The 24,264-nt window shown below is 70.7% G+C and carries 29 protein-coding genes and 1 tRNA gene; 14 read left to right on the top strand and 16 right to left on the bottom strand.

Translation table 11 applies throughout. The annotated features are described in order from the left end of the window. Positions 1 to 49: 49 nt before the first annotated feature. The 3 genes from AW270_RS25570 to AW270_RS25560 form a co-directional block, all read right to left on the bottom strand. Entirely contained in the window at positions 50 to 355 is a 306-nt protein-coding gene (locus AW270_RS25570) for a hypothetical protein (RefSeq protein WP_061298359.1), read from the bottom strand. 202 nt (positions 356 to 557) lie between these two features. Further along, positions 558 to 1,778: an RNA polymerase sigma factor gene (locus AW270_RS25565; RefSeq protein WP_061298357.1), complete on the bottom strand. Its 1,221-nt coding sequence runs from the start codon at positions 1,776 to 1,778 to the stop codon at positions 558 to 560. Then, the gene (locus tag AW270_RS25560; RefSeq protein ID WP_061298355.1) at positions 1,775 to 2,116 is read right to left on the bottom strand and encodes a YciI family protein; all 342 of its coding nucleotides are present in this window, start codon (positions 2,114 to 2,116) and stop codon (positions 1,775 to 1,777) included. Before AW270_RS25560 ends, AW270_RS25565 begins: the two co-directional genes overlap by 4 nt. Positions 2,117 to 2,265: 149 nt before the next feature. Here AW270_RS25560 and AW270_RS25555 point away from each other — a divergent pair, with 149 nt between their 5' ends. From AW270_RS25555 to AW270_RS40660, 5 genes are all read left to right on the top strand, one after another. Beyond that, complete coding sequence (locus AW270_RS25555; protein ID WP_157522609.1) at positions 2,266 to 2,832, top strand: TlpA family protein disulfide reductase; 567 nt, start codon at positions 2,266 to 2,268, stop codon at positions 2,830 to 2,832. Further along, positions 2,833 to 3,648, top strand: coding sequence for a cytochrome c biogenesis CcdA family protein (locus AW270_RS25550; RefSeq protein WP_061298350.1), 816 nt, complete (start codon positions 2,833 to 2,835; stop codon positions 3,646 to 3,648). Positions 3,649 to 3,660: 12 nt separating this feature from the next. Then, positions 3,661 to 3,733, top strand: a tRNA-Ala gene (locus AW270_RS25545). Between the two features lie 30 nt (positions 3,734 to 3,763). Further along, positions 3,764 to 4,813, top strand: a complete 1,050-nt coding sequence (locus AW270_RS40665; RefSeq protein ID WP_061298348.1) for a hypothetical protein — start codon at positions 3,764 to 3,766, stop codon at positions 4,811 to 4,813. Continuing rightward, positions 4,738 to 5,049, top strand: a complete 312-nt coding sequence (locus tag AW270_RS40660) for an ankyrin repeat domain-containing protein (RefSeq protein WP_061298346.1) — start codon at positions 4,738 to 4,740, stop codon at positions 5,047 to 5,049. Before AW270_RS40665 ends, AW270_RS40660 begins: the two co-directional genes overlap by 76 nt. On the opposite strand, the gene AW270_RS25530 is transcribed toward AW270_RS40660, so the two are convergent. Next, positions 5,046 to 6,509 carry an RICIN domain-containing protein gene (locus AW270_RS25530; RefSeq protein WP_218009339.1) on the bottom strand — a complete coding sequence of 488 codons (1,464 nt, stop codon included), beginning with the start codon at positions 6,507 to 6,509 and terminating at the stop codon, positions 5,046 to 5,048. The genes AW270_RS40660 and AW270_RS25530 overlap by 4 nt on opposite strands. A gap of 238 nt (positions 6,510 to 6,747) precedes the next feature. Continuing rightward, positions 6,748 to 7,680 carry an AraC family transcriptional regulator gene (locus tag AW270_RS25525; protein ID WP_061298340.1) on the bottom strand — a complete coding sequence of 311 codons (933 nt, stop codon included), beginning with the start codon at positions 7,678 to 7,680 and terminating at the stop codon, positions 6,748 to 6,750. A 114-nt stretch (positions 7,681 to 7,794) separates the two neighbouring features. On the opposite strand from AW270_RS25525, the gene AW270_RS25520 reads away from it, so the two are divergent. Further along, positions 7,795 to 8,346, top strand: coding sequence for an NADPH-dependent FMN reductase (locus tag AW270_RS25520; RefSeq protein ID WP_061298338.1), 552 nt, complete (start codon positions 7,795 to 7,797; stop codon positions 8,344 to 8,346). On the opposite strand, the gene AW270_RS25515 is transcribed toward AW270_RS25520, so the two are convergent. The 3 genes from AW270_RS25515 to AW270_RS25510 form a co-directional block, all read right to left on the bottom strand. Then, the gene (locus AW270_RS25515; RefSeq protein ID WP_369409005.1) at positions 8,336 to 8,938 is read right to left on the bottom strand and encodes a TIGR02452 family protein; all 603 of its coding nucleotides are present in this window, start codon (positions 8,936 to 8,938) and stop codon (positions 8,336 to 8,338) included. The genes AW270_RS25520 and AW270_RS25515 overlap by 11 nt on opposite strands. Positions 8,939 to 8,950: 12 nt before the next feature. Continuing rightward, complete coding sequence (locus tag AW270_RS42185) at positions 8,951 to 9,148, bottom strand: TIGR02452 family protein (protein ID WP_369409003.1); 198 nt, start codon at positions 9,146 to 9,148, stop codon at positions 8,951 to 8,953. A 72-nt stretch (positions 9,149 to 9,220) separates the two neighbouring features. Then, positions 9,221 to 10,264 (bottom strand): NAD(P)-dependent alcohol dehydrogenase, encoded by a 1,044-nt coding sequence (locus AW270_RS25510; protein WP_061298334.1) that lies wholly within the window; start codon positions 10,262 to 10,264, stop codon positions 9,221 to 9,223. A 134-nt stretch (positions 10,265 to 10,398) separates the two neighbouring features. On the opposite strand from AW270_RS25510, the gene AW270_RS25505 reads away from it, so the two are divergent. Continuing rightward, positions 10,399 to 11,319 carry a helix-turn-helix transcriptional regulator gene (locus AW270_RS25505; protein ID WP_063819334.1) on the top strand — a complete coding sequence of 307 codons (921 nt, stop codon included), beginning with the start codon at positions 10,399 to 10,401 and terminating at the stop codon, positions 11,317 to 11,319. Here AW270_RS25505 and AW270_RS25500 read toward each other — a convergent pair. From AW270_RS25500 to AW270_RS25490, 3 genes are read right to left on the bottom strand one after another with little or no spacing between them, the layout of a single operon-like run. After that, entirely contained in the window at positions 11,270 to 12,238 is a 969-nt protein-coding gene (locus AW270_RS25500) for an aldo/keto reductase (RefSeq protein ID WP_061298331.1), read from the bottom strand. The genes AW270_RS25505 and AW270_RS25500 overlap by 50 nt on opposite strands. Next, on the bottom strand, positions 12,235 to 12,639 hold the full coding sequence (locus AW270_RS25495; RefSeq protein WP_063819333.1) for a MerR family transcriptional regulator: 405 nt from the start codon (positions 12,637 to 12,639) through the stop codon (positions 12,235 to 12,237). Before AW270_RS25495 ends, AW270_RS25500 begins: the two co-directional genes overlap by 4 nt. A 33-nt stretch (positions 12,640 to 12,672) precedes the next feature. Continuing rightward, positions 12,673 to 13,122: an Lrp/AsnC family transcriptional regulator gene (locus tag AW270_RS25490; RefSeq protein ID WP_061298327.1), complete on the bottom strand. Its 450-nt coding sequence runs from the start codon at positions 13,120 to 13,122 to the stop codon at positions 12,673 to 12,675. Positions 13,123 to 13,264: 142 nt separating this feature from the next. Here AW270_RS25490 and AW270_RS25485 point away from each other — a divergent pair, with 142 nt between their 5' ends. Continuing rightward, positions 13,265 to 14,197 carry a DMT family transporter gene (locus tag AW270_RS25485; protein WP_061298323.1) on the top strand — a complete coding sequence of 311 codons (933 nt, stop codon included), beginning with the start codon at positions 13,265 to 13,267 and terminating at the stop codon, positions 14,195 to 14,197. Here the strand turns inward: AW270_RS25485 and AW270_RS25480 are convergent. Continuing rightward, complete coding sequence (locus tag AW270_RS25480) at positions 14,120 to 14,776, bottom strand: hypothetical protein (RefSeq protein WP_061298320.1); 657 nt, start codon at positions 14,774 to 14,776, stop codon at positions 14,120 to 14,122. The genes AW270_RS25485 and AW270_RS25480 overlap by 78 nt on opposite strands. A gap of 30 nt (positions 14,777 to 14,806) precedes the next feature. On the opposite strand from AW270_RS25480, the gene AW270_RS25475 reads away from it, so the two are divergent. Beyond that, positions 14,807 to 15,439 carry a CPBP family intramembrane glutamic endopeptidase gene (locus AW270_RS25475; protein WP_061298317.1) on the top strand — a complete coding sequence of 211 codons (633 nt, stop codon included), beginning with the start codon at positions 14,807 to 14,809 and terminating at the stop codon, positions 15,437 to 15,439. An 89-nt stretch (positions 15,440 to 15,528) separates the two neighbouring features. After that, on the top strand, positions 15,529 to 16,869 hold the full coding sequence (locus AW270_RS25470) for a sensor histidine kinase (protein WP_061298425.1): 1,341 nt from the start codon (positions 15,529 to 15,531) through the stop codon (positions 16,867 to 16,869). Between the two features lie 4 nt (positions 16,870 to 16,873). Here AW270_RS25470 and AW270_RS25465 read toward each other — a convergent pair whose 3' ends face one another. Next, positions 16,874 to 17,845 carry a helix-turn-helix transcriptional regulator gene (locus AW270_RS25465; RefSeq protein ID WP_061298312.1) on the bottom strand — a complete coding sequence of 324 codons (972 nt, stop codon included), beginning with the start codon at positions 17,843 to 17,845 and terminating at the stop codon, positions 16,874 to 16,876. 93 nt (positions 17,846 to 17,938) lie between these two features. On the opposite strand from AW270_RS25465, the gene AW270_RS25460 reads away from it, so the two are divergent. From AW270_RS25460 to AW270_RS25450, 3 genes are all read left to right on the top strand, one after another. Then, complete coding sequence (locus AW270_RS25460; RefSeq protein ID WP_061298309.1) at positions 17,939 to 18,346, top strand: VOC family protein; 408 nt, start codon at positions 17,939 to 17,941, stop codon at positions 18,344 to 18,346. 64 nt (positions 18,347 to 18,410) lie between these two features. Then, a complete protein-coding gene (locus AW270_RS25455) occupies positions 18,411 to 19,610 on the top strand; it encodes a cytochrome P450 (RefSeq protein ID WP_061298306.1) in 1,200 nt (399 codons plus the stop codon). A gap of 116 nt (positions 19,611 to 19,726) precedes the next feature. Continuing rightward, the gene (locus AW270_RS25450) at positions 19,727 to 20,581 is read left to right on the top strand and encodes a universal stress protein (RefSeq protein WP_061298302.1); all 855 of its coding nucleotides are present in this window, start codon (positions 19,727 to 19,729) and stop codon (positions 20,579 to 20,581) included. Positions 20,582 to 20,585: 4 nt separating this feature from the next. Here the strand turns inward: AW270_RS25450 and AW270_RS38005 are convergent, their stop codons facing one another. Further along, the gene (locus AW270_RS38005; RefSeq protein ID WP_169807379.1) at positions 20,586 to 22,124 is read right to left on the bottom strand and encodes an Acg family FMN-binding oxidoreductase; all 1,539 of its coding nucleotides are present in this window, start codon (positions 22,122 to 22,124) and stop codon (positions 20,586 to 20,588) included. Positions 22,125 to 22,219: 95 nt separating this feature from the next. Here AW270_RS38005 and AW270_RS25440 point away from each other — a divergent pair, with 95 nt between their 5' ends. Beyond that, the gene (locus tag AW270_RS25440) at positions 22,220 to 22,630 is read left to right on the top strand and encodes a pyridoxamine 5'-phosphate oxidase family protein (RefSeq protein WP_061298298.1); all 411 of its coding nucleotides are present in this window, start codon (positions 22,220 to 22,222) and stop codon (positions 22,628 to 22,630) included. Here the strand turns inward: AW270_RS25440 and AW270_RS25435 are convergent. Then, positions 22,617 to 23,597: an AraC-like ligand-binding domain-containing protein gene (locus AW270_RS25435; protein ID WP_061298295.1), complete on the bottom strand. Its 981-nt coding sequence runs from the start codon at positions 23,595 to 23,597 to the stop codon at positions 22,617 to 22,619. The two genes, AW270_RS25440 and AW270_RS25435, sit on opposite strands and share 14 nt — an antisense overlap. A 127-nt stretch (positions 23,598 to 23,724) precedes the next feature. Then, positions 23,725 to 24,249, bottom strand: coding sequence for a DUF2690 domain-containing protein (locus AW270_RS25430; protein WP_061298292.1), 525 nt, complete (start codon positions 24,247 to 24,249; stop codon positions 23,725 to 23,727). Positions 24,250 to 24,264: the final 15 nt, after the last annotated feature.

Below are 24,264 nucleotides of genomic sequence, written 5' to 3'. Positions count from 1 at the left end.
GCCGACGCCTCGTCACAGACCTGGCCGACGACCGGGGGAGCCGACGCGATCAGTCGATCCCGTGCGCCTGATCGCCCTCACGCAGCCGCTCCAGGTTCTGCATGATCGCGGCGGCCTCCCTGCCCCACGTCGTCTCGAGGTCCTCGCCGCACGTGTCCGCCAACGCCTCCACCAGATGCCGGATGACCAGCGTCGAGGCGACGAACAGGGCAGGCGGCCCCATCCCCAGCGTCGGCCCCGCGATGTCCCGCGTCACGAGGTCGAGGTCCCCGGAGAGCCGCTCCAGGTCCTCAGGCGTCTTGATCTGCACCTCCAAACTGATCACGCTCAATACGGCAGGCACCTTCTCGGCCACCAGGCCATCGAATCGCCGTCCTTCCTCGGGAGTGAAACCCCTCCAGCCGCTCATCACGGCCGGGTGCCCCCATCGCCGCAGTTCACGCCCGACTCCCGTACTGAGATCAGTTCGATACAGCCTGTGCGGCGACCTCATGGGAAGCGCCCTCGGCAGGGACAGGCCCCTGGGTTGTGCCGTTCGGCGACTGGAACAACCGCGCTCACGGGCTCGGTCGCGTCCAGTTCAGTCTTTCTTCCAGCAGTGCCTGCTGAGCGGGGTTGGCGGTCAGTGCCAGCGCCCGCTCGTCGTGCTCTCTCGCCTCGTGGTTCCGGCCGAGCGCACGCAGCAGGTCGGCGCGGGTCGCGTGGAGCAGCGGATAGTCGTCCAGAGCCCGGTCGAGATCCTTCAGCTCTTCCAGCGCCGCCTCGGGGTTGACGGCATAGCGCAGGGCGATCGCCCGGTGGAGGCGGGTGATCGGTGAGGGCGCCAGGCGCAGCAGCATGTCGTACAGGACCACGATCTGGGACCAGTCGGTGCTGTCGAAGTTCTCCGCCTCGGCGTGACAGGCGGCGATCGCCGCCTGGAGCTGGTAGGGCCCCGGCCGCCGATGCGCGCGGGCGGCGCGCACCAGCAGCGCGGTGGCCTTCTCGATCGCTGAGTGGTCCCACAAGCCGCGGTCCTGGTCGGCCAGCAGCACCAGCTGCTCCCGGTCGTCGAACCTGGCCGCGCCCCGGGCCCGGTGCAACCGGATCAGCGCGAGCAGGCCGGAGACCTCCGGTTCGTCCGGCATGAGCCCGGCCAGCAGGCTCGCCAGCCATTCGGCGTCGTCGACCAGGTCACGAGCCTGCGCACGGGTTCCGCCGCTGGACAGGTAGCCCTCGTTGAACAGCAGGTAGATGACGGCGAGCACGCCGTCGAGCCGCTCGGACAGGTCGTCGTCAGCGGGGATCCGGTAGGGGATGCCCGCTTCGGTGATCTTCCGTTTTGCGCGGGTCAGCCGCTGGGCCACGGTCGTCTCCGGGACGAGGAACGCCGCGGCGATCTGCGCGGTGCTCAACCCGCACACCACCCGCAGCGTCAGCGCGATCCTGGCCTCCAACGACAGCGCGGGATGGCAGCAGGTGAAGATCAGCCGCAGCCGATCGTCCTTCGGGGTCGGCTCGACCCAGGGGAGCTGCGCGAGCTTGGCGCGGTAGTTGCTCTCCCTGCGCAGCACGTCGAGCCCGCGCCGGCGGGCGACGGTGAACAACCACGCGTCCGGACGGTCGGGCACCCCCTCGGCCGGCCAGCGCCGCAGCGCGGTCTCCACCGCGTCCTGGACGAGATCCTCCGCCGCCGAGAAGTCGCCGAGCAGCGAGACGAGGCAGGCGGCGAGCCGGCCCGCGTGGTCACGCACCACCCGGGCCAGCACCTCCTGACTCACGCCCTCGGGATCGGTCATGAGGCGGGGCGGATCTCCACGATCGGGCACGCGGGCCAGGACCTGGCCATCCTCAGCGCCTCGTCGAGGTCGGCCACCTCGACCTCGGCGAACCCGGTCACCACCTCTTTGCCCTCCACGAACGGCCCGTCGGTCACCACCGGTTCGCCGCCCCGCCGCAGCCGCATGGTGGTCGCGGTGTGCACCGGAGCCAGATGCGTGTGATGGGTGATCTTGCCCGCGTGCTCGGCGAACCAGCGGCCGACCGCCGCATAGGCCTCCTCGCGCTCCAGGTCGCCCATCGCCTCCAGTTCCTTGGCGAACTCCTCGGTCTCCACAAACATCAGGACATACTTCACCGTCAGTCCTCCTTTGCCTGAACCAAGCCTCAAGGGAAAGACGATCGGGCGCCTGCTGACCACGACAGTCGAGCCGACGAACTTTGCGACTGGCGACGTCATCGGCTTGTAAGGGTTGCCGCGCATGAAGCCGATCTACGGTGACCGTCATGAAGTTGCTCCATTCATCCCTCACCGCAGCGGCTCTGGCCCTGACCGCCTGCGGCGGCGCGACCGACGATCCAGCCGTATCGGCACCGGCGGCCACCGTCTCCGCGACCGCCCCCACGCTCGACCCTGTGCCCGACCCCACCCCCTCGGTTGAGGTTCCCGCGCTGCTCAGGTTCACCGCGACCGGGCTCGACGGGGCGGCGTTCGACGGCAGGAGTCTGGCGGGGAAGCCGGTGGTGCTGTGGTTCTGGGCGCCGTGGTGTCACAAATGCCAGGCCGAGGGGCCGGCGGTCGCCGAGGTCGCGCGGAAGTACGGGGACAAGGTGGCCTTCATGGGCGTGGCCGGTCTCGACAGGAGCAAGGACGCGATGGAGGAGTTCGTCTCCCGCACCGGAACCTCGGGGATGATCCAGCTCGATGATCGTACGGGCGCGCTCTACAAGCACTTCAAGGTCACCTCGCAGTCGTCCTATCTGATCGTGAACGCCGAGGGCGGCGCCCGTTCGGCGGTCGGTCCGCTGGACGAGGCGGAGCTGTCCTCGCTCATCGACGAGCACGCCCTCTAGATGGACGACGTCGCCCTCGCGCTGGCCGCCGGGCTGGTCGCGGCGTTCAACCCGTGCGGTTTCGCCATGCTGCCCTCCTTCCTGGCCCTGCTGGTGTCGGGGCCGGGCGGCGTGCCGCTGGCGCTGCGGTTGTCGGCCGCGATGACGGCGGGGTTCGTCACCGTCTTCGGGATCTTCGGCGTCGTGATCAGCGTGGTGACCGCGCCGATCCAGGCGCATCTGCCGTGGGTCACCGTCGTGACCGGTGGGGTGCTGATGATCCTGGGCGTCTGGCTGGCGTCCGGCCGGGAGTTGCTGCTGCGGATCCCGAGGCTTCAGGTCGGCGGTCCGTCCGGCTCGTTCCTCGCCCTGTACGGGTACGGCGCCTCCTACGCGGTCGCGTCGCTGTCGTGCACCATCGCGCCGTTCCTGGCGGTCACCGGGCTGGTGTCCGGGGCGGGTGACGTGGCAGGCGGGCTGGTGGCGTTCGTCGCCTACGGCGTCGGCATGGGGCTGGTCGTCGGGCTGCTGGCGCTGCTGGTCGCGCTGGCGCAGGAGGCGGCGGTCCGCAGGACCCGGGCGGTCCTGCCCTACGTCTCGCGGGCCAGCGGGGTCTTTCTGCTGCTCGCGGGCCTGTACGTCGCCTACTACGGCTGGTACGAACTGCGCGTCGACGCCGGCCATTCGGCCGACGACCCGGTCGTCGGCGCGGTCACCGAGCTCCAGGGCCGGATCACCGCTTGGCTCGACGCCCTCGGCGTCTGGCCGATCGCCGTGGCCTTCGCGCTGACGGCGGTCCTGGCGCTGGCCATGCGTAGGCGCGTGCGCAGGAGATAAGGTTTCGGCGGCACGGTCGTAGCGCAGAGGTCGTCGCGTCCGGTCTGCAACCGGGAGGACGCCGGTTCGATTCCGGCCGATCGTGCCGTTCCGGGATGCGCCGAAAGGGAGACACGTGGGGTCCGCAGCGGCCCGTGAGGAACTGATCCGCTGGCAGCGGATCCGCCGCTACGCCGTCCCCCGGTGGATGATCGAGCAGGCCACCGAACGCCGCCTGGCCGGCGACTGGCGAGGGGCCTGCGCCGCCGCCGGTGTCGACGTCCTCTTCGACCTGGTCACCGTCGAACGCGTGCACGGCCCGGCGACTGCGGCGGCCCTCGCCGAGGACCTCCGGCATCTGGTCCCCGACCTGCTGCGCTGGCACCTGCCGCGCGGCACCGGCGTCTCCGGCACTCTCGCCGTCCGCCGCCGCGTCACCCTCGTCCGCCACGGCGCCGGCGTCCTCCACGTCGTCCTTCCCGAGCGGGTCGAGGCCCCGCAAAGACTGACGCTGCGTTTCGGCCCCACCTCGCCCACGTCCGACGACTGGACTGCCGTCCGCCACCTCTGGGACGCCCGGCACACCGCCGAACTGCTGGAACGCCACGGCGGCGGCGATCCGCACGCCGAACGCGTCACCGCGCTCCACGAGCAGGGCAGGGTCGAGGAGGCCTTCGAGGCGGCCGGACTGGACCTGGAGCTGGTGGCGGACGGCCGATACCTGAAGGGGACCCACCACCTCGACGCGCTGGCGCGGCTGCCGCTGAACGTGGCCCGGCTGGGGGCGGAGGCGGCGCTGCTGGCCGAACGCGGCCTGGGCAGGCGCCGCCGGCCGACGCCGGACCGCGCGGACCCGAACCGCTCCTTCCGGTACGGGTCCGCTGCGGCACGGAATGGCACGAGGTCGCCTTCGGCGACGGCGCGCTCCGGATCCCGCACAGCCACGACGAACAGCGCCGCGAACGCGCGCTGCGCTCACTCGGCGGCGTCTCGCCGGGATGTTTCCTGGCCCAGATGGCGTGGACCACCGGCCGGGGACGGCTGCCCCGCGAGCTGCGCCTCCAGCGGCAGCGCCTGTTCCTGCACGTCCAGCACGGCGACACCCCGGCGGTGCGGCAGCTCCTGGACGCCGGCATCGACCCGCACGTCAGGGACGGCAACCGCCGCGGCCTGCTCCATCTGCTGAGCCTGGTCGACCACGAGCTCCTGCTGCCCCGTCTCCTGGCGGCGGGGCTGGACGTCCACGCCCGTGACGTCGACGGCCGCACCCCGCTGCACCACGCGGTCGCGATCGGGCCGTCCGCGCTGGTCCGCGCCCTCCTTGCGGCCGGGGCGCGCGCCGACGTCGCCGACGTGCACGGCCGGTCCCCGGCCGATCTGGTACGCGCGCACCGGCGCACCTATCTGGCCGATCTGTTCTAGACGGCCGTGCGGGACCACTGCTGGTTGGTTCCGCTGTTGCAGGTGTACTGCTTGATGATCACGCCGTCGGCGGTCGACGCGGCCGGCACGTCCACGCACTTGCCACTGTGCCGGGCCCGGAGCTGGAAGTAGCCGCCGTTGGTGACCATCTGGAACTGCTGGTTGTTGCCGGTGCCGCAGGTGTACTGGACGAGGTCGGCGCCGTCGGCGGTCGAGGCGCTCACCACGTCGAGGCACTTGCCGCTGTGGCGGCTGACGATGCGCCAGTAACCGCTGCCGGCGTCCTGGAACTGCCACTGCTGCCACGCGCTGCCGCCGTAGGTGTTCTGGCTGACGCGCGCGCCGTTGCTGGTGTTCGGCTGCTGGACGTTCATGGTCTTGCCGCTGTGGCGCGCGTCGATCCGGTACGCCGACGGAGGGGGCGAGTCGTTGACGGCGTCGCCCCAGCCGTACCGGACCCGGTTGGCGCCGTAGCCGTTGCGGGTGGACAGGTTGAGGGTGGTGCCGCTGCCGCCGAGAGCGAACATCGAGTAGTGGTCGTAGCCGAGCCCCGCGGTCACCTTGCCGCCGATGGCGGGCCAGTAGGTGCCGCCCATCTGGTTGTCCCGCATGACCTGGGCCACGGCGCGGAGGTAGCGCACGAAGTTGTCGGTGCTGGCCGGGTCGCCGTAGTTGAGGCCGGTGGCCATCGGCGCGCCGTACTCGGTCGCGACCGCGCGGGAGGCGCAGTTGCCCAGGCGCGTCTGGATGTGGCTGCGGAACTCGTCGTAGGTCATCGCGCCGTAGAAGAACGCGTAGTAGTGGAAGGACAGCAGCGTCGCGTTGAAGCGGCTGTCGTTGCAGATGTCCCGCAGGTCCTGGCTGAAGCCGGTGCCGCCGATGAGCACCCGGCCGGGCGCCGCCGAGGGGTGAGCGCTGAGCCAGTTGGCCGCGACGTTGCGCCACTCCGCCGACGAGTAGCCGTGCGGCTCGTTCATCGGCTCGAAGTAGACGTTGCCGTTCGAGCCGTAGGTGCCGATGACGCTGGACCACATCGCGTTCCAGGCGGCGAGGTTGGTGATCCGGCCGCCGGAGGCGGCGCCGTCCTCCCAGTAGGCCAGGATGACCTTGAACCCACGCTCGGCGGCGGCGTCGATGGCGCCGCGGTAGGCGTTCCACCAGCTCGTGTTGGCCACCGTGTGGGTGTTGATGGGCAGCCGGACGGTGTTGACCCCCATCAGGTATTCCATGCTGTCGTAGAGCGAGTTGGCCTTGGCGCGGACCGTCGCGTTGCTGTCGGACTGGCTCAGGCCCTGCACGACGAGCGTGCCGGTGCTGAAGTTGTCACCGAGCACGGCCCAGTTCATGCCTCGGAACTGGCTGGTGGCGGCATGGGCCGACGGCGCGGAGACGACGACGCCCACCGCCGCGGTGAGCATGGTCACCACCGCGGCGACCAGTAACCGGCGTAACGATGCCATGGTGTGGTCCATTTCTGTTAGCGTTAACATGTGCGGTTCTGGAATTGTGTTTCGGCCGTGTTTCCGCACAGTGTTGGGCTCGGCGCACGAGGGTGTCAAGATCTCGCTGACGACAGTCAGTCCCGGGAGGTCGAGAAGGCGCGCGCGTGACGCCGATCACCGCGCACAACCGGCCATAACGCCTGCTCAACCCACCTTCAGCGCCAAGGGTGGCGGAGACTGAGAATTCTGAACGCATTCATGCGGACACCGCTCGACCGGCTCGCTGCCGGAACCGGCCCGGCGCGACGCCGAACTCCCGCTTGAAAGCGTTGCCGAAGGCGAACTCCGACCCGTAACCCACCCGCTCGGCCACCTCCGCCACCGACGCCTCCGACTCGCGCAGCATGCGTGCCGCGCTCACCAGGCGCCACCACGTCAGGTACGCCAGCGGCGGCTGCCCGACCAGCCCGGTGAAACGGCGCGCGAAGCCGGCCCGCGACATGCCCGCGTGGACGCCGAGCGACTCGACCGTCCAGCGGTGGGCGGGGGTGCGGTGGATGGCGTCGAGCGCGCGGCCGATGCCCGGGTCGGCGAGCGCGGCGGCCCATCCGGACGTCGTGCAGGGCTCCTCCTGGGTGTCGAAGTAGGCCCGCAGCACGTACAGCTGCAACATGTCGAGCAGGGACGACACGACGGTGTCGGTGCCGGGACGCGGGCTGTCGATCTCGGCGGCGAGCAGTTCGACGGCGGCCCGCAGCTCCGGATGGCTGCCGAGCGTCGCGGGCAGGTGGATCACGCCCGGCAGCGCGTTGAGGATCGGGTGGGTCCGGTCGGGGTCGATCCGGTAGCTGCAGGCCAGGGTCACCGTCTCGGCCCCGTCACCCGCCAGGCCGGCCGAGGCGAACAGGTGCGAATGCGGTTCGCAGTCCGACTCGACCAGCGGCCTGGCGGGATCGTCGGCCATCCCGAACGGGCCGCTGTGCGGCAGGAACACCACGTCGCCCACGCTCAGCGGAACGGGGTCGCCGTCGGGGGGCATGAGCCAGCAGGACCCGCGCAGCACCACATGGAACCCCGCGGAGCCGGGCGCCACGCGGAACGCCACCCCCCAGGGCGCCCGCCACGAGATCCGGACGGAGGCGGGGCGGCCGCCCCGCATGAAGGCCACCACGTCGCTCAGCATGTCCATGCGCGGAGTCTAGACCCTGAGACGATCGCGTATAAATGTTGGACAACGGCGCATTCACTATCTCAGCGGTGCTTCCTACGGTGGTTCCCGTAACCGAATGAGGAGGCATTCCGCATGCTGAAGGTGGGCATCATCCTGGGCAGCACCCGTCCCGGCCGCAACGGCGAGGCGGTGGCGCAGTGGGTATACGACCTGGCGGTCAAACGAGGCGACGCGGAATACGAACTCGTCGACCTGAAGGACTACGGCCTGGGCAACCTGGACGAACCCGAACACCCCGCCATGGGCCGCTATCAACACGACCACACCAAGCGCTGGTCGGCCACGATCTCGCCCCTGGACGCGTTCGTGATCGTGACGCCCGAGTACAACAACTCCTATCCCGGCGCGCTCAAGAACGCCCTCGACTTCCTCTACCACGAGTGGGCCGACAAGGCGGCCGGCTTCGTCGGCTACGGCGTGGACGGCGCCCCCCGGGCGATCTCGCACCTGCGCCACGTCCTGGGCCTGCTCAGGGTGGCCACCGTGTCGAACCAGGTGGGCCTGTCGATCCACACCGACTTCGCCGACGGCTTCAAGCCCGCCGCCTCCCATGAGGACCGGCTGAACCTCGTCCTCGACCAGGTCCTGTCCTGGGGCACGGCCCTGCGCACCGTCAGAACCTGAGCGGGCGTCGTCGCTGGGCCGGACACGTGAAGGCGCGCGCGAACGCGTCGAAGACGGGCGTGCCGGGCCGGCCGTCGAGCACGGCGAACCTGACCAGGTCGAAGGGCTGCGCCCCGGCGAGGGCCTGGGCGAACGCGGCGGCGACCTGCGCGGGGTCGTTGCCGAACACCCCGCACCCCCACGCTCCTAGGATCAGCCGCCGGTGCCCGTGGGCGGCGGCGACGTCGAGCACCCGCGCGGCCCGGGCCCGCAGCAGGCCGGGGATCTCCGGCAGCGACTCACACCGGCTGTCGCCGATCGCCCGCGCGTTGGGCGCCGCCGAGGTCAGGAACGCGACCCGGTAGGGCTCCTCCAGCAGGGCGCCCCTGTCGTCGCGGAACACCGGCACATCGGGGGAGTAGATCACCCGGTCGCTGTAGCGCAGGTCGCCCTGCTCGCGGTGGAACCGGTAGAACCCGTGGGCCGCCGAGAGGGAGGCGTATAGGCCCGAGGCGCGGGCGACGTCCTCCTCCTGGGCCTTCGCGCCGTTGAGGAAGCCGCCGCCCGGGTTCTTGGCCGAGGCGAAGACGAGCGCGGCCAGGTCGCCGCCCAGTTCCCGCGCCGCCTAGAGCGTGGTCTGGTTGACGACCTCTATCCGGGGCGTGGTGCCGCCGTGGCGGGGGAGTTCCTCGTCGGGCAGGTGGAGACGGGTGAGGGTCCGGTCGAAGGCGATGTCGACCCAGCGGCCGGACGGCGTCAGGTATCCGCCCTTGTCGACGATTTCGACGGTTTCCCGGGCGATCGCCCGTAATCGTGTACTCATAGTGAGAAAGACTGGCAGGTGCTCCCAGGTTCGCGCGATCGGATTTCGCCCGCCCCCGGCCGCCGGATGGTTTCAGGCGAGGGTGGCGGCGTCGATGACGAAGCGGTAGCGCACGTCGGAGGCGAGGACGCGCCGGTAGGCGTCGTTGATCTGGTCGCCGGAGATGATCTCGATGTCGGCCCCGATGCCGTGCTCGGCGCAGAAGCCCAGCATCTCCTGGGTGAGGGCGACACCGCCGATCATCGACCCGGTCAACACCCGGCGGGGCTGGGTCAGCAGGAACGCGTGGCCGATGGTCAGCGGTCCGGGCGGAGCGCCGACGTTCACCAGGGCGCCGTCGAGGGCCAGCAGGTTGAGGTAGGCGTTGACGTCCACGTCCACGCTGACCGTGCTGATGATCACGTCGAAGCGGCCGGCGAGGTCGGTGAAGGTGCCGGGGTCGCTGGTGGCGTAGTAGTGATCGGCGCCCAGCCGCAGCCCGTCCTCCTGCTTCTTCAGCGACTGCGACAGCACGGTGACCTCCGCGCCCATGGCGTGGGCGATCTTGACGGCCACGTGGCCGAGGCCTCCGAGCCCGACGACCGCGACCTTCTTGCCCGGACCGGCGCCCCAGCGGCGCAGCGGCGCGTAGGTGGTGATGCCCGCGCACAGCAGCGGGGCCGCCGCGGCGGCGTCCAGGCCCTCGGGGATCGACAGCACGAATCCGGCGTCCACCACGATGTGGGTGGAGTATCCGCCCTGGGTGGTGGTGCCGTCCCGGTCGGTGCCGGCGTAGGTGGGCACCATGCCCTCGCTGCAGTGCTGCTCGTCGCCGCCCCGGCAGTTGGCGCACCGGCCGCAGGAGTTCACCATGCAGCCCACCCCGACGCGGTCCCCGGCCCGGTGACGGGTCACCTCGGCGCCGGTCCGCTCGACGATCCCGACGATCTCGTGCCCGGGTACCAGCGGGAACGGCTGGGGCCCCCAGTCGCCGTTGACGGTGTGGATGTCGGAATGGCAGACGCCCGCGTACTCGATCTTGATGAGGACGTCGTGGGGGCCGACGTCGCGCCGTTCGATCGTCGTGGGGACCAGCGGCTCGGTGGCGGCCGGGGCGGCATAGGCGTGCACAAGCATGGAGATCGTTCCTTGGGTCGACAGGATGTCCGCGACCCATCAAAAGGGCAGGCCAGGGCCCGGTGGAAGGCACTGGCCAGAGGTGTACTGACAGGGCACCCCAGCCATCGGGAAGGCCGTCTAGCCTGGACGGCGTGGACCAGCGCAGCCAGATCCGAGAGTTCCTCACCTCCCGCCGAGCCAGGATCACACCGGGAGAGGCGGGGCTGCCCTCCTACGGCACCCGTCGCGTCACCGGCCTGCGCCGCGCCGAGGTCGCCCAGCTCGCCGGGATGAGCGTGGAGTACTACTCCCGGCTGGAGCGCGGCAACCTGTCCGGGGTGTCGGACCAGGTCCTCGACTCCCTGGCCCGCGCCCTGCGCCTGGACGAGGAGGAGCGCATCCACCTGGAGGACCTCGCCCGCGCCGCCGGTCCCGCCCGCCGCCGCCACCGCCCGGCCACGGGGGTCGTGCGGCCCGGGGTGCGGCGGCTGCTCGACTCCATGACCGACGCCCCAGCCCTGATCATGAACGGCCGCTGCGACATCCTGGCCTTCAACGCCCTGGGCCGCGTCCTGTACGCCCCCATGATCGAAGCCGCCCGCGGGGCCACCCCCAACCACGCCCGGTTCGTCTTCCTCGACCCCCGCTCCCACACCTTCTGGGGCGACTGGCGACGCGCCGCCGACGAGACCGTCGCCCTCCTGCAGGCCGAGGCCGGCCGCGACCCCTTCGACAAGCAGCTCACCGACCTCGTCGGCGAACTCTCCACGCGCAGCGAGGACTTCCGCACCCGGTGGGCCCGTCACGACGTCCGCCAGTACCACAAGGGCGCCAAACCGCTCCGCCACCCCCTCGTCGGCACCCTGCACCTCGACTACGAGGCCCTCGCCCTGGCCGCGGACAACCTCACCCTCGTCGGCTACAGCGCCGAACCCGGCACCGATTCGGACGACAAACTCCGCCTCCTGGCCAGTTGGGCCGCCGCGGGAACCCCTGGAGCGGGAGCCGTGCTCGACGATGCCGCTACAGGTGGTTCCTGGCCAGGCCGGCGGGGGTGTCGCGGGCGCCGGTGACCGATCCGGCCGGGACCGCCTCGTCCAAGGCCTTCAGTTCGGCGGCGGTGAGCGTGATCTGCATCGCCGCCGCGTTCTCCTCCAGGTAGCGCCGCCGCTTGGTGCCGGGGATGGCGACCGCGCCCTGCGCGGCGACCCAGGCCAGCGAGATCTGCGCGGGGGTCGCGCCCCGCTCGGCCGCCACGGCGGTGACGCGGTCGACCAGGTGCTGGTTGGCGGCGATGTTCTCCGGGGTGAACCAGGGGAGGGTGCGCCGGGCGTCGTCGGCGTCGAGGTCCTCGACCTTGCGGATCCCGCCGCCCAGCAGCCCCCGGCCGATGGGGGAGAAGGCCACCAGGCCGATGCCCAGTTCGTCCAGGACGTCCTTCACGCCGTTGTGGAGCGGGCCGGGGGCGAACAGCGACAGCTCCGACTGCACCGCCGCGATCGGGTGGGTCGCGTGGGCCCGGCGGACGGTGTCCGGGGCGGCCTCCGACAGGCCCAGGTGGCGGACCTTCCCGGCGGTGACCAGGTCGGCCATCGCGCCGACGGTCTCTTCGATCGGCACGTCCGGGTCGACCCGGTGGAGGTAGTAGAGGTCGATCACGTCGACCGCCAGGTGCCGGAGGGAACGTTCCACCGCGCGGCGCACGTGGGCGGGGCTGCCGTCCATCACCGCGCCGTTCTCGAAGTCGAGGGCGAACTTGGTGGCGATGGTGATCTCGTCGCGGCGCGCCCCCAGCGCCCTGGCGATGAGCTTCTCGTTCTCGTAGGGACCGTAGGCCTCGGCCGTGTCGATGTGGGTGACCCCGAGGTCGACGGCCCGGTTGAGGGTGGCGATGGCCTCGGCCTCGTCGCGGGTGCCGTAGAAGGCGCTCATGCCCATGGCCCCGAGGCCCTGGGGGGAGACGCGGAGTGCACCGAGACTGACGTCGTTCATATGGTGGATGCCTCGTAACTAGTGATCTTCGCTTCGATGGCGCGCAGGTGGCGCTGGGTGCGCCGTACCTCGGCGAGCACGCGTTCCCGGTGACGGGTCAGCAGCTCCAGGCGCTCCTTCTCGGTGCCGTCGCGGCGGCACAGGTCGGCCATGAGCCGGATGTCGGCGATGGACATGCCGGTCTCGCGGAGCATGACCAGGCCGCAGATCCAGGCCAGGTCGCCCTCGTGGTAGCGCCTGCGGCCCCCGCCGTCGCGCGGCGCGGGGTCCAGGAGCAGCCCTTCGCGCTCGTAGTAGCGCAGGGCCTCGACGCCGATCCCGGTCAACCGGGACACCTCGGAGATCGACAGGCCCTCGGGCGGCACCTCCACGGTGACCTCGGGAAGCAGAACCTCGCTCATGCGTCCACAGTGCCACCTGTAGCGCACTACAGGTCAAACGGACGGAGGCACCGGGGCCCACGGCTTCGGTGAGGACAGGATGAAGGAGGTCGCCGGTTTGCCGAGCTCGTTGAGCTGGTCGATCAGCGGCTCCAGGGCGCCGATCTCGTGCGCGACCACCCGCAGGATGTGGTCGTCGGTGCCGGTGACGCGGTGATCTTCGAGGATGTGCGGCGCGGTCAGGGCGAGGTGGGCGGTCTGGTGGGACTGGCGGATGCCGGTGGTGGACAGCACCACGAACGCCTGCACGGGCCATCCCGCCTTGGCCGGGTCGACGCGGGCGCCGTAGCCGGTGATCACCCCGAGGCCTTCCAGCCGCCGGACCCGGGCGGCCACGGCCGGTGGGCTGAGTCCCACGCGGCGGGCGAGTTCCCGGAAGCCGAGCCGGGCGTCTTCCTGGAGCAGTGCGAGCAGCTGCCAGTCGGTGGTGTCGAGAGAGGCCATGCCGCGATCACACCCCGCGACTTGTCGAATGGCAAGTTTCACGCGGTTCGACGGGCATGGTGTGCATTCCGGAGAGCGAGGGCTCTTGCGTACGGTCTGCGCGTGCCTCATCCAGGCACGCCTTCGACCCCGTGGAGTTCCAATGAGCCGCCGTGGCCTGTCCCTGTTCGTGATCACCAGTGTGCTCTGGGGGGTGCCCTACCTACTGATCAGCGTGGCGCTGGAGGGACTGGGGCCGGTGGGCGTGGTGGCCGGGCGGGTCGTGCTGGGGGCCCTGGTCCTGCTGCCCCTGGCGTGGCGGCGCGGCCTGCCCCGGCTGCTGCGCGAGCGATGGCGGCCGTTGTCGCTGCTGGCCGTGGTGGAGGTCATGGTGCCGTTCACGCTCATCGCGATCGGCGAGCGCACCGTGCCCTCCGGGCTCACCGGCGTGCTGATCGCCACTGAGCCGCTGTTCATCCTGGCCCTGGGCCTGTTCTGGGGAGAGCGTGAGCGGCTGACCCGCGGAGCGTGGGCGGGTGCGGCGCTCGGCTTCGCCGGCGTCGTCACCCTGCTCGGCGTGGCCGGCGGGGGCGCGGGCGCGCTCCTGATCCTGGCAGCCTCGGCCTGCTACGCGGTGGGCGCGGTGCTGATGCACCGGCTCTTCCCCGGCCATCACCCGCTCACCGTCAGCGCCGGCATGCTGACCCTGGCCGCCGGCCCGCTGCTCGCGGTGGCCGTGGTCACCGAACCGGAGCCTCAGATCACCACCCGGGTCCTGCTCGCGGTCCTCGCCCTGGGCGTCGCCTGCACGGCGGGCGGCTTCACCGCGTTCTTCGGCCTGATCGCCGTCGAGGGCCCGGCCCGCGCCGCGTTCATCACCTATGTCGCCCCCGTCGTCGCGGTCGCCTCCGGGGTGCTCCTGCTCTCCGAACCGGTCACCGCCCGCACGATCACCGGGACCCTGCTGATCCTGGCCGGAGCCGTGCTGGCCACCCGTCGGCCGCGCCGCGACGCGCCCTCAGCCGGGTTCCTCGACAGAGGTCAGGAACAGGCCCAGGAGATGGGTGGGGGCCGAGGTGCTCACCGGCAGCCGTGACAGCACTTCCATCAGTTCCCGCTGCAGGGCCTTGGCCTGCTGTGCGTCCAGCGCCAGGGGCGCCCAGTTGAACAGGACGGCCGGGGCGGCCTCGTTCAGCAGCGTCGTCGGATTCCAGTCCCCCTCGGAGGGGGTCATGTCGAGGTGGACCTGGTCGCCCTCGCGGCGGCATCGGATCACCCAGTCGAGCAGTCCGGCCCGCCCGGCCTGGCGGGCCAGTGCGGCCAGGAACGCCGTGCGGGTCCCCTGGTCCACCAGGTCGAAGAGATGGTGGATGTCGGCCTCGGGGAGCAGGCCCAAAGACGCCCGGATCTCGGCGGCGGCGCGGTAGACGACGATGGCCCTGCCCTTGCGGGGCCGGCGGCCCGCGATCTCCAGCAGGCCCTTGGCCGACAGGGCACGCACCCGATAGGCCATCTGCTCCACCGTGACGCCCACCTCGCGGGCCGCTTCGGCGGTGCCGCGCTCGCGGCCCATGAAGGGCTCCAGGAAGCGGCGCTCGTCGGGGCGCAGCAGGATGTGGGCGGCCGCGGCGGTGGTCAGGGTCTGCCGGGAGCTACTCGACGGCCCAGGTTCCATTTCGAGGAGATTAGCAGCGAGGGTCCGCCCATGACCCGATTCCGCCTCCCGGTGGCGATCTTCCTGCACCTGTTCCCCGGCGTTCTGCTGCTCGCCTTCGCCGTCCTGGCCGCCCCGCTGTTCGCCCGCCCTGAGTGGGCGCTGGCGGCCGGCGTCCTGCTGGTCGTGGTGCCCGTCGAACTCGGGCTGGTCCTGTACGCCTTCCGCCGGGGCCTCCCCCCGATCCGGGCGCCGCGACGAGCCGGCCGACTGTTCGCGATCACACTCGCGGCGTCGCTCCTCGGAGGCGGGACGGTGTCCTGGCTGGAGCCGCTCCTGCGCGAGGCCGGGCTCGGATGGTCGCTGTCCGCCGCCCCCGGCGACCTCGACCCGGTGACCGTGGCGCTGTGGATCGCCGGTCCGGTGCTGGCCGGGCCCGTCGTGGAGGAACTCTACTTCCGTGGCTGGTTGCAGCCCCGGACCCCCGGAGGGCCGGTGATCTCGTGTGCCCTGTTCGCGGTGTACCACCTCTGGCAGCCGTACGCGTGGCTGACCGTGTTCGTGGTGGCCCTGCCGCTGGCATGGGCCCGGACAAAGGGTGGCGTGGTGGTGCCGATTCTCGTCCACTGCACGATGAACGCCCTCACCTTCGCCGCGCTCCTCTCAGGGGCGCTCCAGAGGTGATATTTCATGCCTTGGTGTCCGTTTCTCTATGGCTGGATGGGTTAGGACCACCAAGGAGGCGTGTCTGGTCATGTGGGGGGATGATCAGCATGGGCTGGTGGCATCGTCGCTCGATCCGCATCCGCCTCGGTGTGGTGGCCGGTGCCGTGATGGCGCTGCTGTGCACCGCCATGGCGGTGTTCATCGTGGTCATGGTCCGCCAGACGGCGATCGACCACCGGACCGAGCAGCTCTTCGCCAACGCCGTGAACATCGGCGCCCAGCTGCGCCGGGACGTCCCCGATCTGACCCAGAGCAACCCCGGGCAGGCGGTCCAGGTGTTCGACCCGACCGGGACCATGGTCACGGCCATCTCCACGATGACCGGCAACCCGCCGATGACGAGGCTGCACCCCGATCCCGACGCCTACGCCACCACCACGACCTGCGACTCCGAGGTGTTCCCGGGCGGGTGCATGATCGTGCTCGCCTATCCCGTCCACCGGGACGACGGCGTCTGGCAGCTCGACGTGGCCGTCCCCGCCCTTCCTTGGTACGTCAGCCCGCAGCTCATCGGCTCGCTCGGGGTCAGCTGGGTCCTGCTGGTCACGGCGGCCGCCATGGGCAGCCACCGGATCGTGGGCAAGACCCTCCAGCCGGTGGGCGTCATCACCGGCACCCTCGCCCGGATCACCTCCAGCGACCTGAGGCACCGGGTGCCGGTGCCGAAATACCACGACGAGCTGCGCGACCTGGCCGAGACCGCGAACCGGACCCTCGACCGGACCGAATCGGCGGTGCAGAAGCAGCTCCGCTTCGCCTCCGACGCCTCTCACGACCTGCGCAGCCCTCTGACCGCCATCCGGACCCGGATCGAAGAGGCCATGATGGACCCGGCCGAAGCCGACTGGCCGCGAACCGGTGAGGCCCTGCTGGAGAGCGTCGACCGCATGCAGGCCCTGATCTGCGATCTCCTGCAGGTCGCCCGGCTGGACGCGGGCGTCGGCTGCCACCGCGAGCCGCTCGACCTGGCCGAACTGGTGACCGGCGAACTGGAACGCCGCCGGGCCAGGATCGAGCTCCGCCGGTGCCTCACGCCCGGCGTGCGGGTGGAGGGCTCCCGGATCGAGCTGGCCCGGCTGCTCGGCAACCTCCTCGACAACGCCGAACGCCACGCCGCCTCCACCGTCACCGTGAGGTTGACGCGGAACGCCGGTGAGGCGGTTCTGGAGGTGGCCGACGACGGTGAGGGCATCGCCCCTGATCAGCGTGAGGCCGTCTTCCAGCGGTTCACCCGCCTGGAGGCGTCCAAGGTGAGGGACCCCGGCGGCACCGGACTCGGCCTCCCGATCGCCCGCCAGCTCGCGGAGGCCCACGGCGGCACCCTGACCGCTGAGGACAGCGACCGAGGGGCCAGGCTCGTCCTCCGGCTGCCCGTCCTCGCCCCCTGACGGCTCAGGACCTCGCGTGGGACGCGAGGCGATCGGCGAGCGCGGCGACGAGGTCGCGTAGTTCGCCGGGGCGCTCGACGGTGAACGGCCGGTCGAGCGAGGCGAGGACCGGGGGCAGCCAGTCGAGCCGCTCCACCCGCAGCTCGACCCGGATCCAGCGCTCGCCCGCCCCGGGCTCGTGCTCCTCCAGGCTCGCGACGGCGGCGGGAAGGCGGGCGCGGATCTGCTCGGCCGTGCCGTGGATCCGCAGGGTCACCTCGTGCCGGTAGTCCGCCGTGGCGAACGCCGCCAGCAGCCGGCGGGCCGGGTCGGGATCCGGCGGTGGTTCGAACGAGCCGGGCAGGGTCCGCGCGTCCGTGATGCGGTCGAGCCGGAAGGTCCGGTCCTCGCCGATCCGGTCGTCCCGGCCCGTGACGTACCACCGGCCCGAATGGGCGACGATCCCGTACGCGTGCAGGGTGCGTTCGCTGCGCCGTCCGTCGCGGTCGGTGTAGCGGATCGAGAGCGGGCGGCGGTGGCGCACCGCGTCGGCGACGGTGAGCAGGGTCTCGGCGTCCGGGGTGTCGAACACGCCGGGCCGATCCGTGAAGGCGAGAGCCTCCAGGAGCGTGTCGAGCCGACGGGCGACGTGTTTGGGCAGCACCCGCCGGATCTTCGCCGACGCGGTCTCGCCCGCCGTGCGCTCCGCCGTGGTCAACCCCGCGCGGCGGCCGGCGACCAGGCCGAGCAGCACGGCCACCGCCTCGTCGTCGCTGAGCATGAGAGGAGGCAGGCGGTAGCCGGGGGAGAGCCGGTATCCGCCGTAGCGGCCACGCACCGACTCCACCGGCACGTCGAGGTCGACCAGCTGCTCCACATAGCGCCGCACGGTGCGCCCCTCGACGCCGAGCCGGTCGGCGAGTTCGGCCACGGTCCGGGTGCCGCCCGACTGCAGCAGCTCCAGGAGCGTCAGCACGCGGCCGGTGGGTCGAGGCATGTCCGCAGCCTAATGCGAATAGAGGACCGATTCTGTCCAGTATTTCTCCTAGCCTGCGTCGTGTACGCCACCAGCACAGCCAAGGAGATTTCCATGGACTTCGTCTCGATCCGCATCGTCACCCGTGACGTGGCCCGCCTCGTCGAGTTCTACGAGCGGGCCACGGGTGCGCGGGCGGCGTGGGCCACCGACGACTTCGCCGAGATCGCGACGGCGGGCGCCACCCTCGCGATCGCGAGCACCCGCACGGTTCCGCCCTTCGCCCGGCCGGAGGACAACCGCAGCGTGATCGTCGAGTTCCTCGTCGACGACGTGGACCACGTGCACCGGAACCTGACCGGCGTCGTCACCGACGTCGTCCAGGAGCCCACCACGATGCCCTGGGGCAACCGGTCGCTGCTGTTCCGCGACCCCGACGGCAACCTCGTCAACTTCTTCACCCCCGTGACCCCGGCGGCCGTCGAGAAGTTCGCGCGTCGGCGGCTCGCGCGGAACACCTGAGACCTCCCGCATCGGAGGGGTTACTCGACGCGCTCCGGGTGTTACGTTCCGTCGGGAGGTTGCGATGACCGCAGAGATCCGCCCAGGCCCGCTGGGCACGCCGTCCCCCGACTACGCCCGCCGCCGCGAGCACGACCCGATGGGAACCGCGCCCATGCCGAGCGGCGACCTGGTGCCGGTGGCCGTGCTCTATGAGGACGTCCGGGCCCTGCTGGCCTCGCCCGCGTCCAGCCGTAACCTGCGGCTGCCGGGGCTGCCCAGGTTCGTCGCGGGGCTGGGCATCGACGACGACCCCGACGCCCTGGTCAACCAGGACCCGCCCGAGCACACCCGCTACCGGCGCATCATGCACGGCGCCTTCACGCCCCGCCAGGTCGAACGATGGCGGCCGAGGATCGTCGCCATCGCCCACGAGCTGATCGACGGGGTGGACGACGAGTTCGACCTGGTGAGCCGTTTCGCGGTGCAGATCCCGTGCCGGGTGATCTGCGAACTGCTCGGCGTGCCCCTGGACAGGTACGAGCAGTTCCTCGCCTGGACCGACATGTTCCTCACCACCTCCACGGCCGACGAGATGATGCGCCACCGGGGCTACACGGAGTTCATGGCGTACTGCGCCGAACTGGTCGCCGACCACCGCGCCCACCCCGGACACGACCTGATCGACCTGCTGGTGGCCGCTCGCGACGAGGACGACCGGCTGACCGAGGGCGAACTGGTCAACACCGTCTTCTCCCTCATCACCGCCGGACACGAGACGACCGCCTCGATGATCACCAAGGGGGTGCTGCGGCTGCTCCTCCACCCGCAGGCGTGGGCCGAGCTGACCGCCGATCCCGACCTGACCCCGACCGCGATCGAAGAGGTGCTGCGCTACGACGGCCCTCCGGCCAGCGCCTTCCTGCGGCGGATCACCCAGGACGTCGACCTGCCGAGCGGTTGCCCGGTCGCGGCGGGCACCGTGGTCCTGCCGGATCTTCTGGCGGCCAACCACGACCCCGAGGCGTTCCCGGATCCCGGGAGGTTCGACATCCACCGGTTCGCCGGGCACCCGCCCCAGCCTCACATCGCCTTCGGGTACGGCCTCCACCGCTGTCTGGCCGCCGCGCTGGCCCGCGTCGAGCTGACCGAGGCGATCCGCGCCCTGGTGACCCGGCTGCCGGGCCTGCGCCTGGCCGTCCCCCCTGAGGAGATCCCCTGGACCGGCGGCCTGGTGCACCGGCCGGGCCGTCTGCCGGTCAGATCAGGTCCGAAGCAGCGTTGACCGACCCGGGCAAGGCCAAAGTTTCCCATCGAAGTCACCTCGCCCCTTCGCCCCTCCCGGCCCCGGAGAGACAGTGGAGAAAGAACCGGGAGACACCCATGAAGGGGAGGACGACCATGACTTCGACCATTGTCGTGGGCGTCGACGGATCGGCGCCCTCTCTCGCCGCCGTGGAGTACGCGGCGCGCGACGCGGCCCGCAGGAACGCGGCCCTGCGGATCATCCACGTCTGGCCGCCCCTCACCATGGGCGACCGGGAGATCCACGACACGGAACGCGGACACCACGAGGGCATCGTCGCCGATGCCCGGCGGCGGGCCTCGGAATGCGCCCCGGACATCGAGATCAGCACCCAGCTGACCAGGGGCGATGTCGTCGACCAGCTCCACCGGGAGGCGATGGGCGCCGACGAGGTCGTGATCGGCAGCCGCGGCATGGGCGGCTTCGCCGGCCTGATCCTCGGCTCGGTCGGCCTGGCCCTCGCGGGCCACGTCGCAGGTCCGGTCGTCGTCGTCCGCACGTCCCCCCGGCACGTCTACGGGGAGCTCCTGGCCGGTTTCGACGGCAGCGAGGAGTCGGAGACGGCACTCGACTTCGCCTTCGCCGAGGCCGAACGGCGCGAAGCCCGGCTCAAGATCGTGTACGCCTGGCAACCGCCGGCGCTCGCGGCCTCCGCCGCCGGCTACGGCACCCTGATCCAGGATCTGTACGACGAGCGCATGAGCTTCGTCCGGCAGCAGCTGGCCGCCTGGGCGGAGAAGTTCCCGCACGTCCCCGTCGAGCACGTCGGCGTCTGCGATCACCCCGTGCACGCGCTCTCGGAGGAGTCCCGCACGGCCGACCTGGTCATCGTGGGTTCGCGTGGACGGGGAGTCCTCCGCTCGGCCGCCCTGGGATCGGTGGGATGCGGCCTGCTGCACCGGGCCCACTGCCCGGTCGCCGTCGTCACGGACCGGCAGGACAGGCGATGACCCGTCAGGAGAGGACCTCCACCAAGGGACGCCGGAAGGAGCGGGTCGTCCCGAGCGGGTAACCCAGGCGGAGCACGACCTGCGGATACTCGCCGGAGCACAGCTTCTCGCGGAGGAACTCCCGCAGTTGCGGATACTCCAGGAGCTGGGTGTGGAACGCGGCCTGGACGCCCTGGGAGGAGGCGTACAGGAGAACCGACTCCAGCGCCTGCCCCGCCTGGATCCAGTCGATCCTCTCGTCGCCGGTCGTGGTGATCATCGCCACCACTCCGGTCGTCCCGGACCCGTCGTCGTCGGTGCCCCAGCCCTGCCCCCGGCTGTAGTCACGCTGCGGGAACTCCGGCCGGGCCTGCGGGGTCCGGCGAGGATAGGCGTCGGCGGGCACGCCGTCCCTGCGCGGACTCCCGGGCCGCAGACCCCACCGGATCATCTCCAGCGCGAATTCCGGATCACGCTCCTGAACCTCCTGCGCGACCATGGTCAGCGCCCCGACGATCCGCACGTCGCCCGGCGACCGGAGCGGGACCAGCCGGACGTTCTCCATGGCGGCCAGCGCCGTCAGCGCGTCGACCAGATCATCGGGCACGGGCCGCCGGGCGAAGCCATCCCGCTGGGTGCGCCGCCGTGGGATCTCCTCGCGGACGGTCTCCACCTCCTCAGTCGGCGGTTCCCCGGGACCGACGCGCACCGTGGCGACCAGTCCCGGACGGTCGGGATCGGGCAGCGTCTGGATCCGCGGCTGACGGCCCATGGCGCGGATGATGGTCCGCATGTTGAACAGGGCCGCGCCGCAACTGATCGTCAGCTGCCGTCCCTGCGGATCGCTGACCGGGAGCCGGCGATCGGCGTCGGAGCGGAGACTGATCTCCTCTCCGGCGATGGCGAAGGACCACGGCTGGGAGTTGTGGATCGACGGCGCCCACGTCGCCGCCTCCACCACCGCTTCCAGGTCGGCATCGCCCCCGCCGGGCGGAACCGACGGCGGCCCGAGATCACAACTGACCTCCACGACACCGTCGATCCCACGGAGGGCCTCCACCAGACGGGGGACCGGCGTCCCCGCCGGGGCGGGCCCCGCGAGGCCGACGACGCCTTTGTCGACGGTGATCGAGAGGGTGCCGGGGTCGAGGCCGGTCATCTCCCGGATCACCGAGACGACCTCTTCGCGCAGCTCATCGGCCAGGTGGGTGAGGACGGGCACCACGTCCGACCACGTCACGACACCCGCGATCCGCCCGCTGGCGGGGTCCACGACGGGCAGGAGCTCCGTCTCGTGGACGTCCATGAGCCGCGCCGCCTCCCTGACGCTCACACCGGGCGTCACCGTGACAGCCGGTGAGATCATCAGGTCACCGGCGGTCGGCCCTTTCGCGGTGCTCAGATCGGCATCCCCCACGACACCCACCGGACGGTTGTCGTCGTCGACGACCACGACCCCCTCGATCCGGTATTCGCCCATCGCCGACGCGATCTCCGCACGACGTGTGCCCCGCCGCACCGCGACCGCCGTCCGGGCCATCACCTGTCCGACTTTGATTGGCATAGGACCACCGTCCACACCGCCGCCCATTTCCGAAATCGGGCGGAAGGTACAATAAGGAGCAGTTACTTCCTTCCTAGCAGACCGAGGGAGTTACCGTGAGCACGACTCTCGAGGAACTGGACGAAAAGGAGTGCCTCCGGCTCATCGAGCAGGGCGGCATCGGGCGGGTGGCATTCGGCGAGGCCACAGGACTGACGGTGTTCCCGGTGAATTACCGGTTGATCGACGGTCAGGTTGTGTTCCGCATTCGCAAAGGCGGAACCATGGATCAGGGCATTTCATCGGGAATTGACGATCTGGAAGTGAAAATAGCCTTTCAGGTCGACCACATCGACGAGCGGAACCGCGACGGATGGACTGTCCTGATCCAGGGACCCGCCCATCACGTCTCGGGGAGCGAACTGTCGGCGGGCGCCGACGTCGACTCATGGGCCGGGAGCGACCGCGACCACTACATCCGCATCGCACCCCAGCGTGTGACCGGCCGGAAGATCAACCGGATCTAGGCTGCCTTCGGCGGCGGTAAGCACCGGGTGAGACACCGAACAGCATGCAGAAGGCCCTGTTGAAATGGGCGTCGTTGCGAAATCCCCAACGTGCGCCGATCGTGCCGACCGTGAGCGCGTCGAGCAGGGGATCGGTCAGATCGCGGCGGGCGCGGTCGAGACGGCGCTCTCTGATCCACTGGGCCACGCTGAGGCCCTGGCGCTCGAAGAGCCGTTGCAGGTGGCGCAGCGACATGTGATGGGCTGCCGCCACAGTGGCAGGGGTCAAGTCGTCATCGCCGAGGTGACGCTCGATGAAAGCCTGGACGCCGAGAATGGCGGTCGCGCCCCGGCTGTCGGGTTCGGGATGGGCGTCGATCCCGGCGTGTTCGGTGAGCATCCCGGTGATCAGCTCGGTGATGGCCGATGACAGGCAGGTGGCGACGGGCGGCAGATACCGGTCTCGCCGTCCGATGAGCTTCTCGAGCAAAGCGGCGAGCAGGGCGCTCACGCCCGTCCCGGTGGGGATCCGAACCGACAGGAGCCGATCGATCGTCTTGGCGGGAAGCCGCAGAGCGGCGTGCGGAACCTGGACCACTATGCCGTCCGCCAAGCCGCCGGTACCGGCGGCCGACCAGGCGTGGAAGGGGCGGGAGGTGTCGTACAGGACGAAATCCTGTGGACGCAACAGGACTTGGCGGCCCTCCTGGTCGAGGCCTGCCCGGCCGTCGAAGGTGAGATTGAGCTGGTAGAGGCCCGGGTCGGACTGGCGGATGCGTCGTGCGGTCCGGCGCGCCAGGAAGGGGGCGCAGCGCACCCGGGACAGCCGTACGCGGCCGAGATCGACCGCGGTCATCTCGGCCCAGAAATCGGTGGCGTGATCGCTGGCGGCGTCCACGGAGACCACCGAGGCGGCGACTGTCTCCCACCAGAAATCGAAGCGGTCGTGGGCGGGTAGGTGGTCAAGCCGAATGAGAGTCGTCTGCATCGATAGCCCCCGAAGCGGTCACCGCAGTACAACGAGCCTCTTGGCGGGCGCAGCCCGCCAAGAGATTTCACCCGACATTATTGACAGTTGTCATTTGCCTTTTGGTGCCAGATCTTCACCTGGGCGATCACGCCCCGCCCCAGAAGGGGGTGCAGGTCCACGAGCTCGCGGGAATCGACGACTGGCCGCCGTGCGTGGTGATGTAGTTCGAGAAACAGGCACGGAACCTGTCGTCGGTGGCGATGTTGTTCGGCACCATGTACGACCAGCCGGTGCCGCCGTTGCACGGCACGCCCGACTGGACCCGGTACATGTTGTGGCTGGTGTACCAGCCGTAGGGCGAGCGGATCTGACGTTCCACCTTCACCCACGCCATCCCCTGGATGAGGCTGCAGTCGTCCCGGACGACGCGGGCGAAGAACGCCGAGCACGGCGCGCTGTACCTGAGCTGGACCGTGTACATGCCGTGGAGGAACATCTCCTCGGGGGTCAGTGTCGCGTTGCAGCCGTGGGCAGTGGGGTTCTGACCGGTGCAGCTGTTGTAGGAACAGGCCAGGGCCTGGGCCGCCGCGGACGGGGAACTCGTGAGGACGGGGATCAGGAAGAGGGCTGTTGCCGTCGCCGTGAGCGCGGCCAGGAGTCGTCTGAGCAAGAGTGGCTCCTTCGA

The sequence above is a fragment of the Herbidospora cretacea genome (assembly GCF_001570605.1).
In the GTDB taxonomy this organism is placed as follows: Bacteria; Actinomycetota; Actinomycetes; order Streptosporangiales; family Streptosporangiaceae; genus Herbidospora; species Herbidospora cretacea.
The sequence above is the reverse complement of the archived record's forward strand: the minus strand, read 5'-3'. Positions and strand labels throughout refer to the sequence as shown.

What these genes read in the sequence shown, in the direction of transcription:
- AW270_RS25565 (WP_061298357.1), bottom strand. Translation starts at nt 1,778, where the DNA reads ATGACCGATCCCGAGGGCGTGAGTCAGGAGGTGCTGGCCCGGGTGGTG.
- AW270_RS25555 (WP_157522609.1), top strand. Translation starts at nt 2,266, where the DNA reads ATGAAGTTGCTCCATTCATCCCTCACCGCAGCGGCTCTGGCCCTGACC.
- AW270_RS25550 (WP_061298350.1), top strand. Translation starts at nt 2,833, where the DNA reads ATGGACGACGTCGCCCTCGCGCTGGCCGCCGGGCTGGTCGCGGCGTTC.
- AW270_RS25530 (WP_218009339.1), bottom strand. Translation starts at nt 6,509, where the DNA reads ATGGCATCGTTACGCCGGTTACTGGTCGCCGCGGTGGTGACCATGCTC.
- AW270_RS25525 (WP_061298340.1), bottom strand. Translation starts at nt 7,680, where the DNA reads ATGGACATGCTGAGCGACGTGGTGGCCTTCATGCGGGGCGGCCGCCCC.
- AW270_RS25520 (WP_061298338.1), top strand. Translation starts at nt 7,795, where the DNA reads ATGCTGAAGGTGGGCATCATCCTGGGCAGCACCCGTCCCGGCCGCAAC.
- AW270_RS42185 (WP_369409003.1), bottom strand. Translation starts at nt 9,148, where the DNA reads ATGAGTACACGATTACGGGCGATCGCCCGGGAAACCGTCGAAATCGTC.
- AW270_RS25510 (WP_061298334.1), bottom strand. Translation starts at nt 10,264, where the DNA reads ATGCTTGTGCACGCCTATGCCGCCCCGGCCGCCACCGAGCCGCTGGTC.
- AW270_RS25500 (WP_061298331.1), bottom strand. Translation starts at nt 12,238, where the DNA reads ATGAACGACGTCAGTCTCGGTGCACTCCGCGTCTCCCCCCAGGGCCTC.
- AW270_RS25495 (WP_063819333.1), bottom strand. Translation starts at nt 12,639, where the DNA reads ATGAGCGAGGTTCTGCTTCCCGAGGTCACCGTGGAGGTGCCGCCCGAG.
- AW270_RS25490 (WP_061298327.1), bottom strand. Translation starts at nt 13,122, where the DNA reads ATGGCCTCTCTCGACACCACCGACTGGCAGCTGCTCGCACTGCTCCAG.
- AW270_RS25485 (WP_061298323.1), top strand. Translation starts at nt 13,265, where the DNA reads ATGAGCCGCCGTGGCCTGTCCCTGTTCGTGATCACCAGTGTGCTCTGG.
- AW270_RS25480 (WP_061298320.1), bottom strand. Translation starts at nt 14,776, where the DNA reads ATGGAACCTGGGCCGTCGAGTAGCTCCCGGCAGACCCTGACCACCGCC.
- AW270_RS25475 (WP_061298317.1), top strand. Translation starts at nt 14,807, where the DNA reads ATGACCCGATTCCGCCTCCCGGTGGCGATCTTCCTGCACCTGTTCCCC.
- AW270_RS25470 (WP_061298425.1), top strand. Translation starts at nt 15,529, where the DNA reads ATGGGCTGGTGGCATCGTCGCTCGATCCGCATCCGCCTCGGTGTGGTG.
- AW270_RS25465 (WP_061298312.1), bottom strand. Translation starts at nt 17,845, where the DNA reads ATGCCTCGACCCACCGGCCGCGTGCTGACGCTCCTGGAGCTGCTGCAG.
- AW270_RS25460 (WP_061298309.1), top strand. Translation starts at nt 17,939, where the DNA reads ATGGACTTCGTCTCGATCCGCATCGTCACCCGTGACGTGGCCCGCCTC.
- AW270_RS25455 (WP_061298306.1), top strand. Translation starts at nt 18,411, where the DNA reads ATGACCGCAGAGATCCGCCCAGGCCCGCTGGGCACGCCGTCCCCCGAC.
- AW270_RS25450 (WP_061298302.1), top strand. Translation starts at nt 19,727, where the DNA reads ATGACTTCGACCATTGTCGTGGGCGTCGACGGATCGGCGCCCTCTCTC.
- AW270_RS38005 (WP_169807379.1), bottom strand. Translation starts at nt 22,124, where the DNA reads ATGCCAATCAAAGTCGGACAGGTGATGGCCCGGACGGCGGTCGCGGTG.
- AW270_RS25435 (WP_061298295.1), bottom strand. Translation starts at nt 23,597, where the DNA reads ATGCAGACGACTCTCATTCGGCTTGACCACCTACCCGCCCACGACCGC.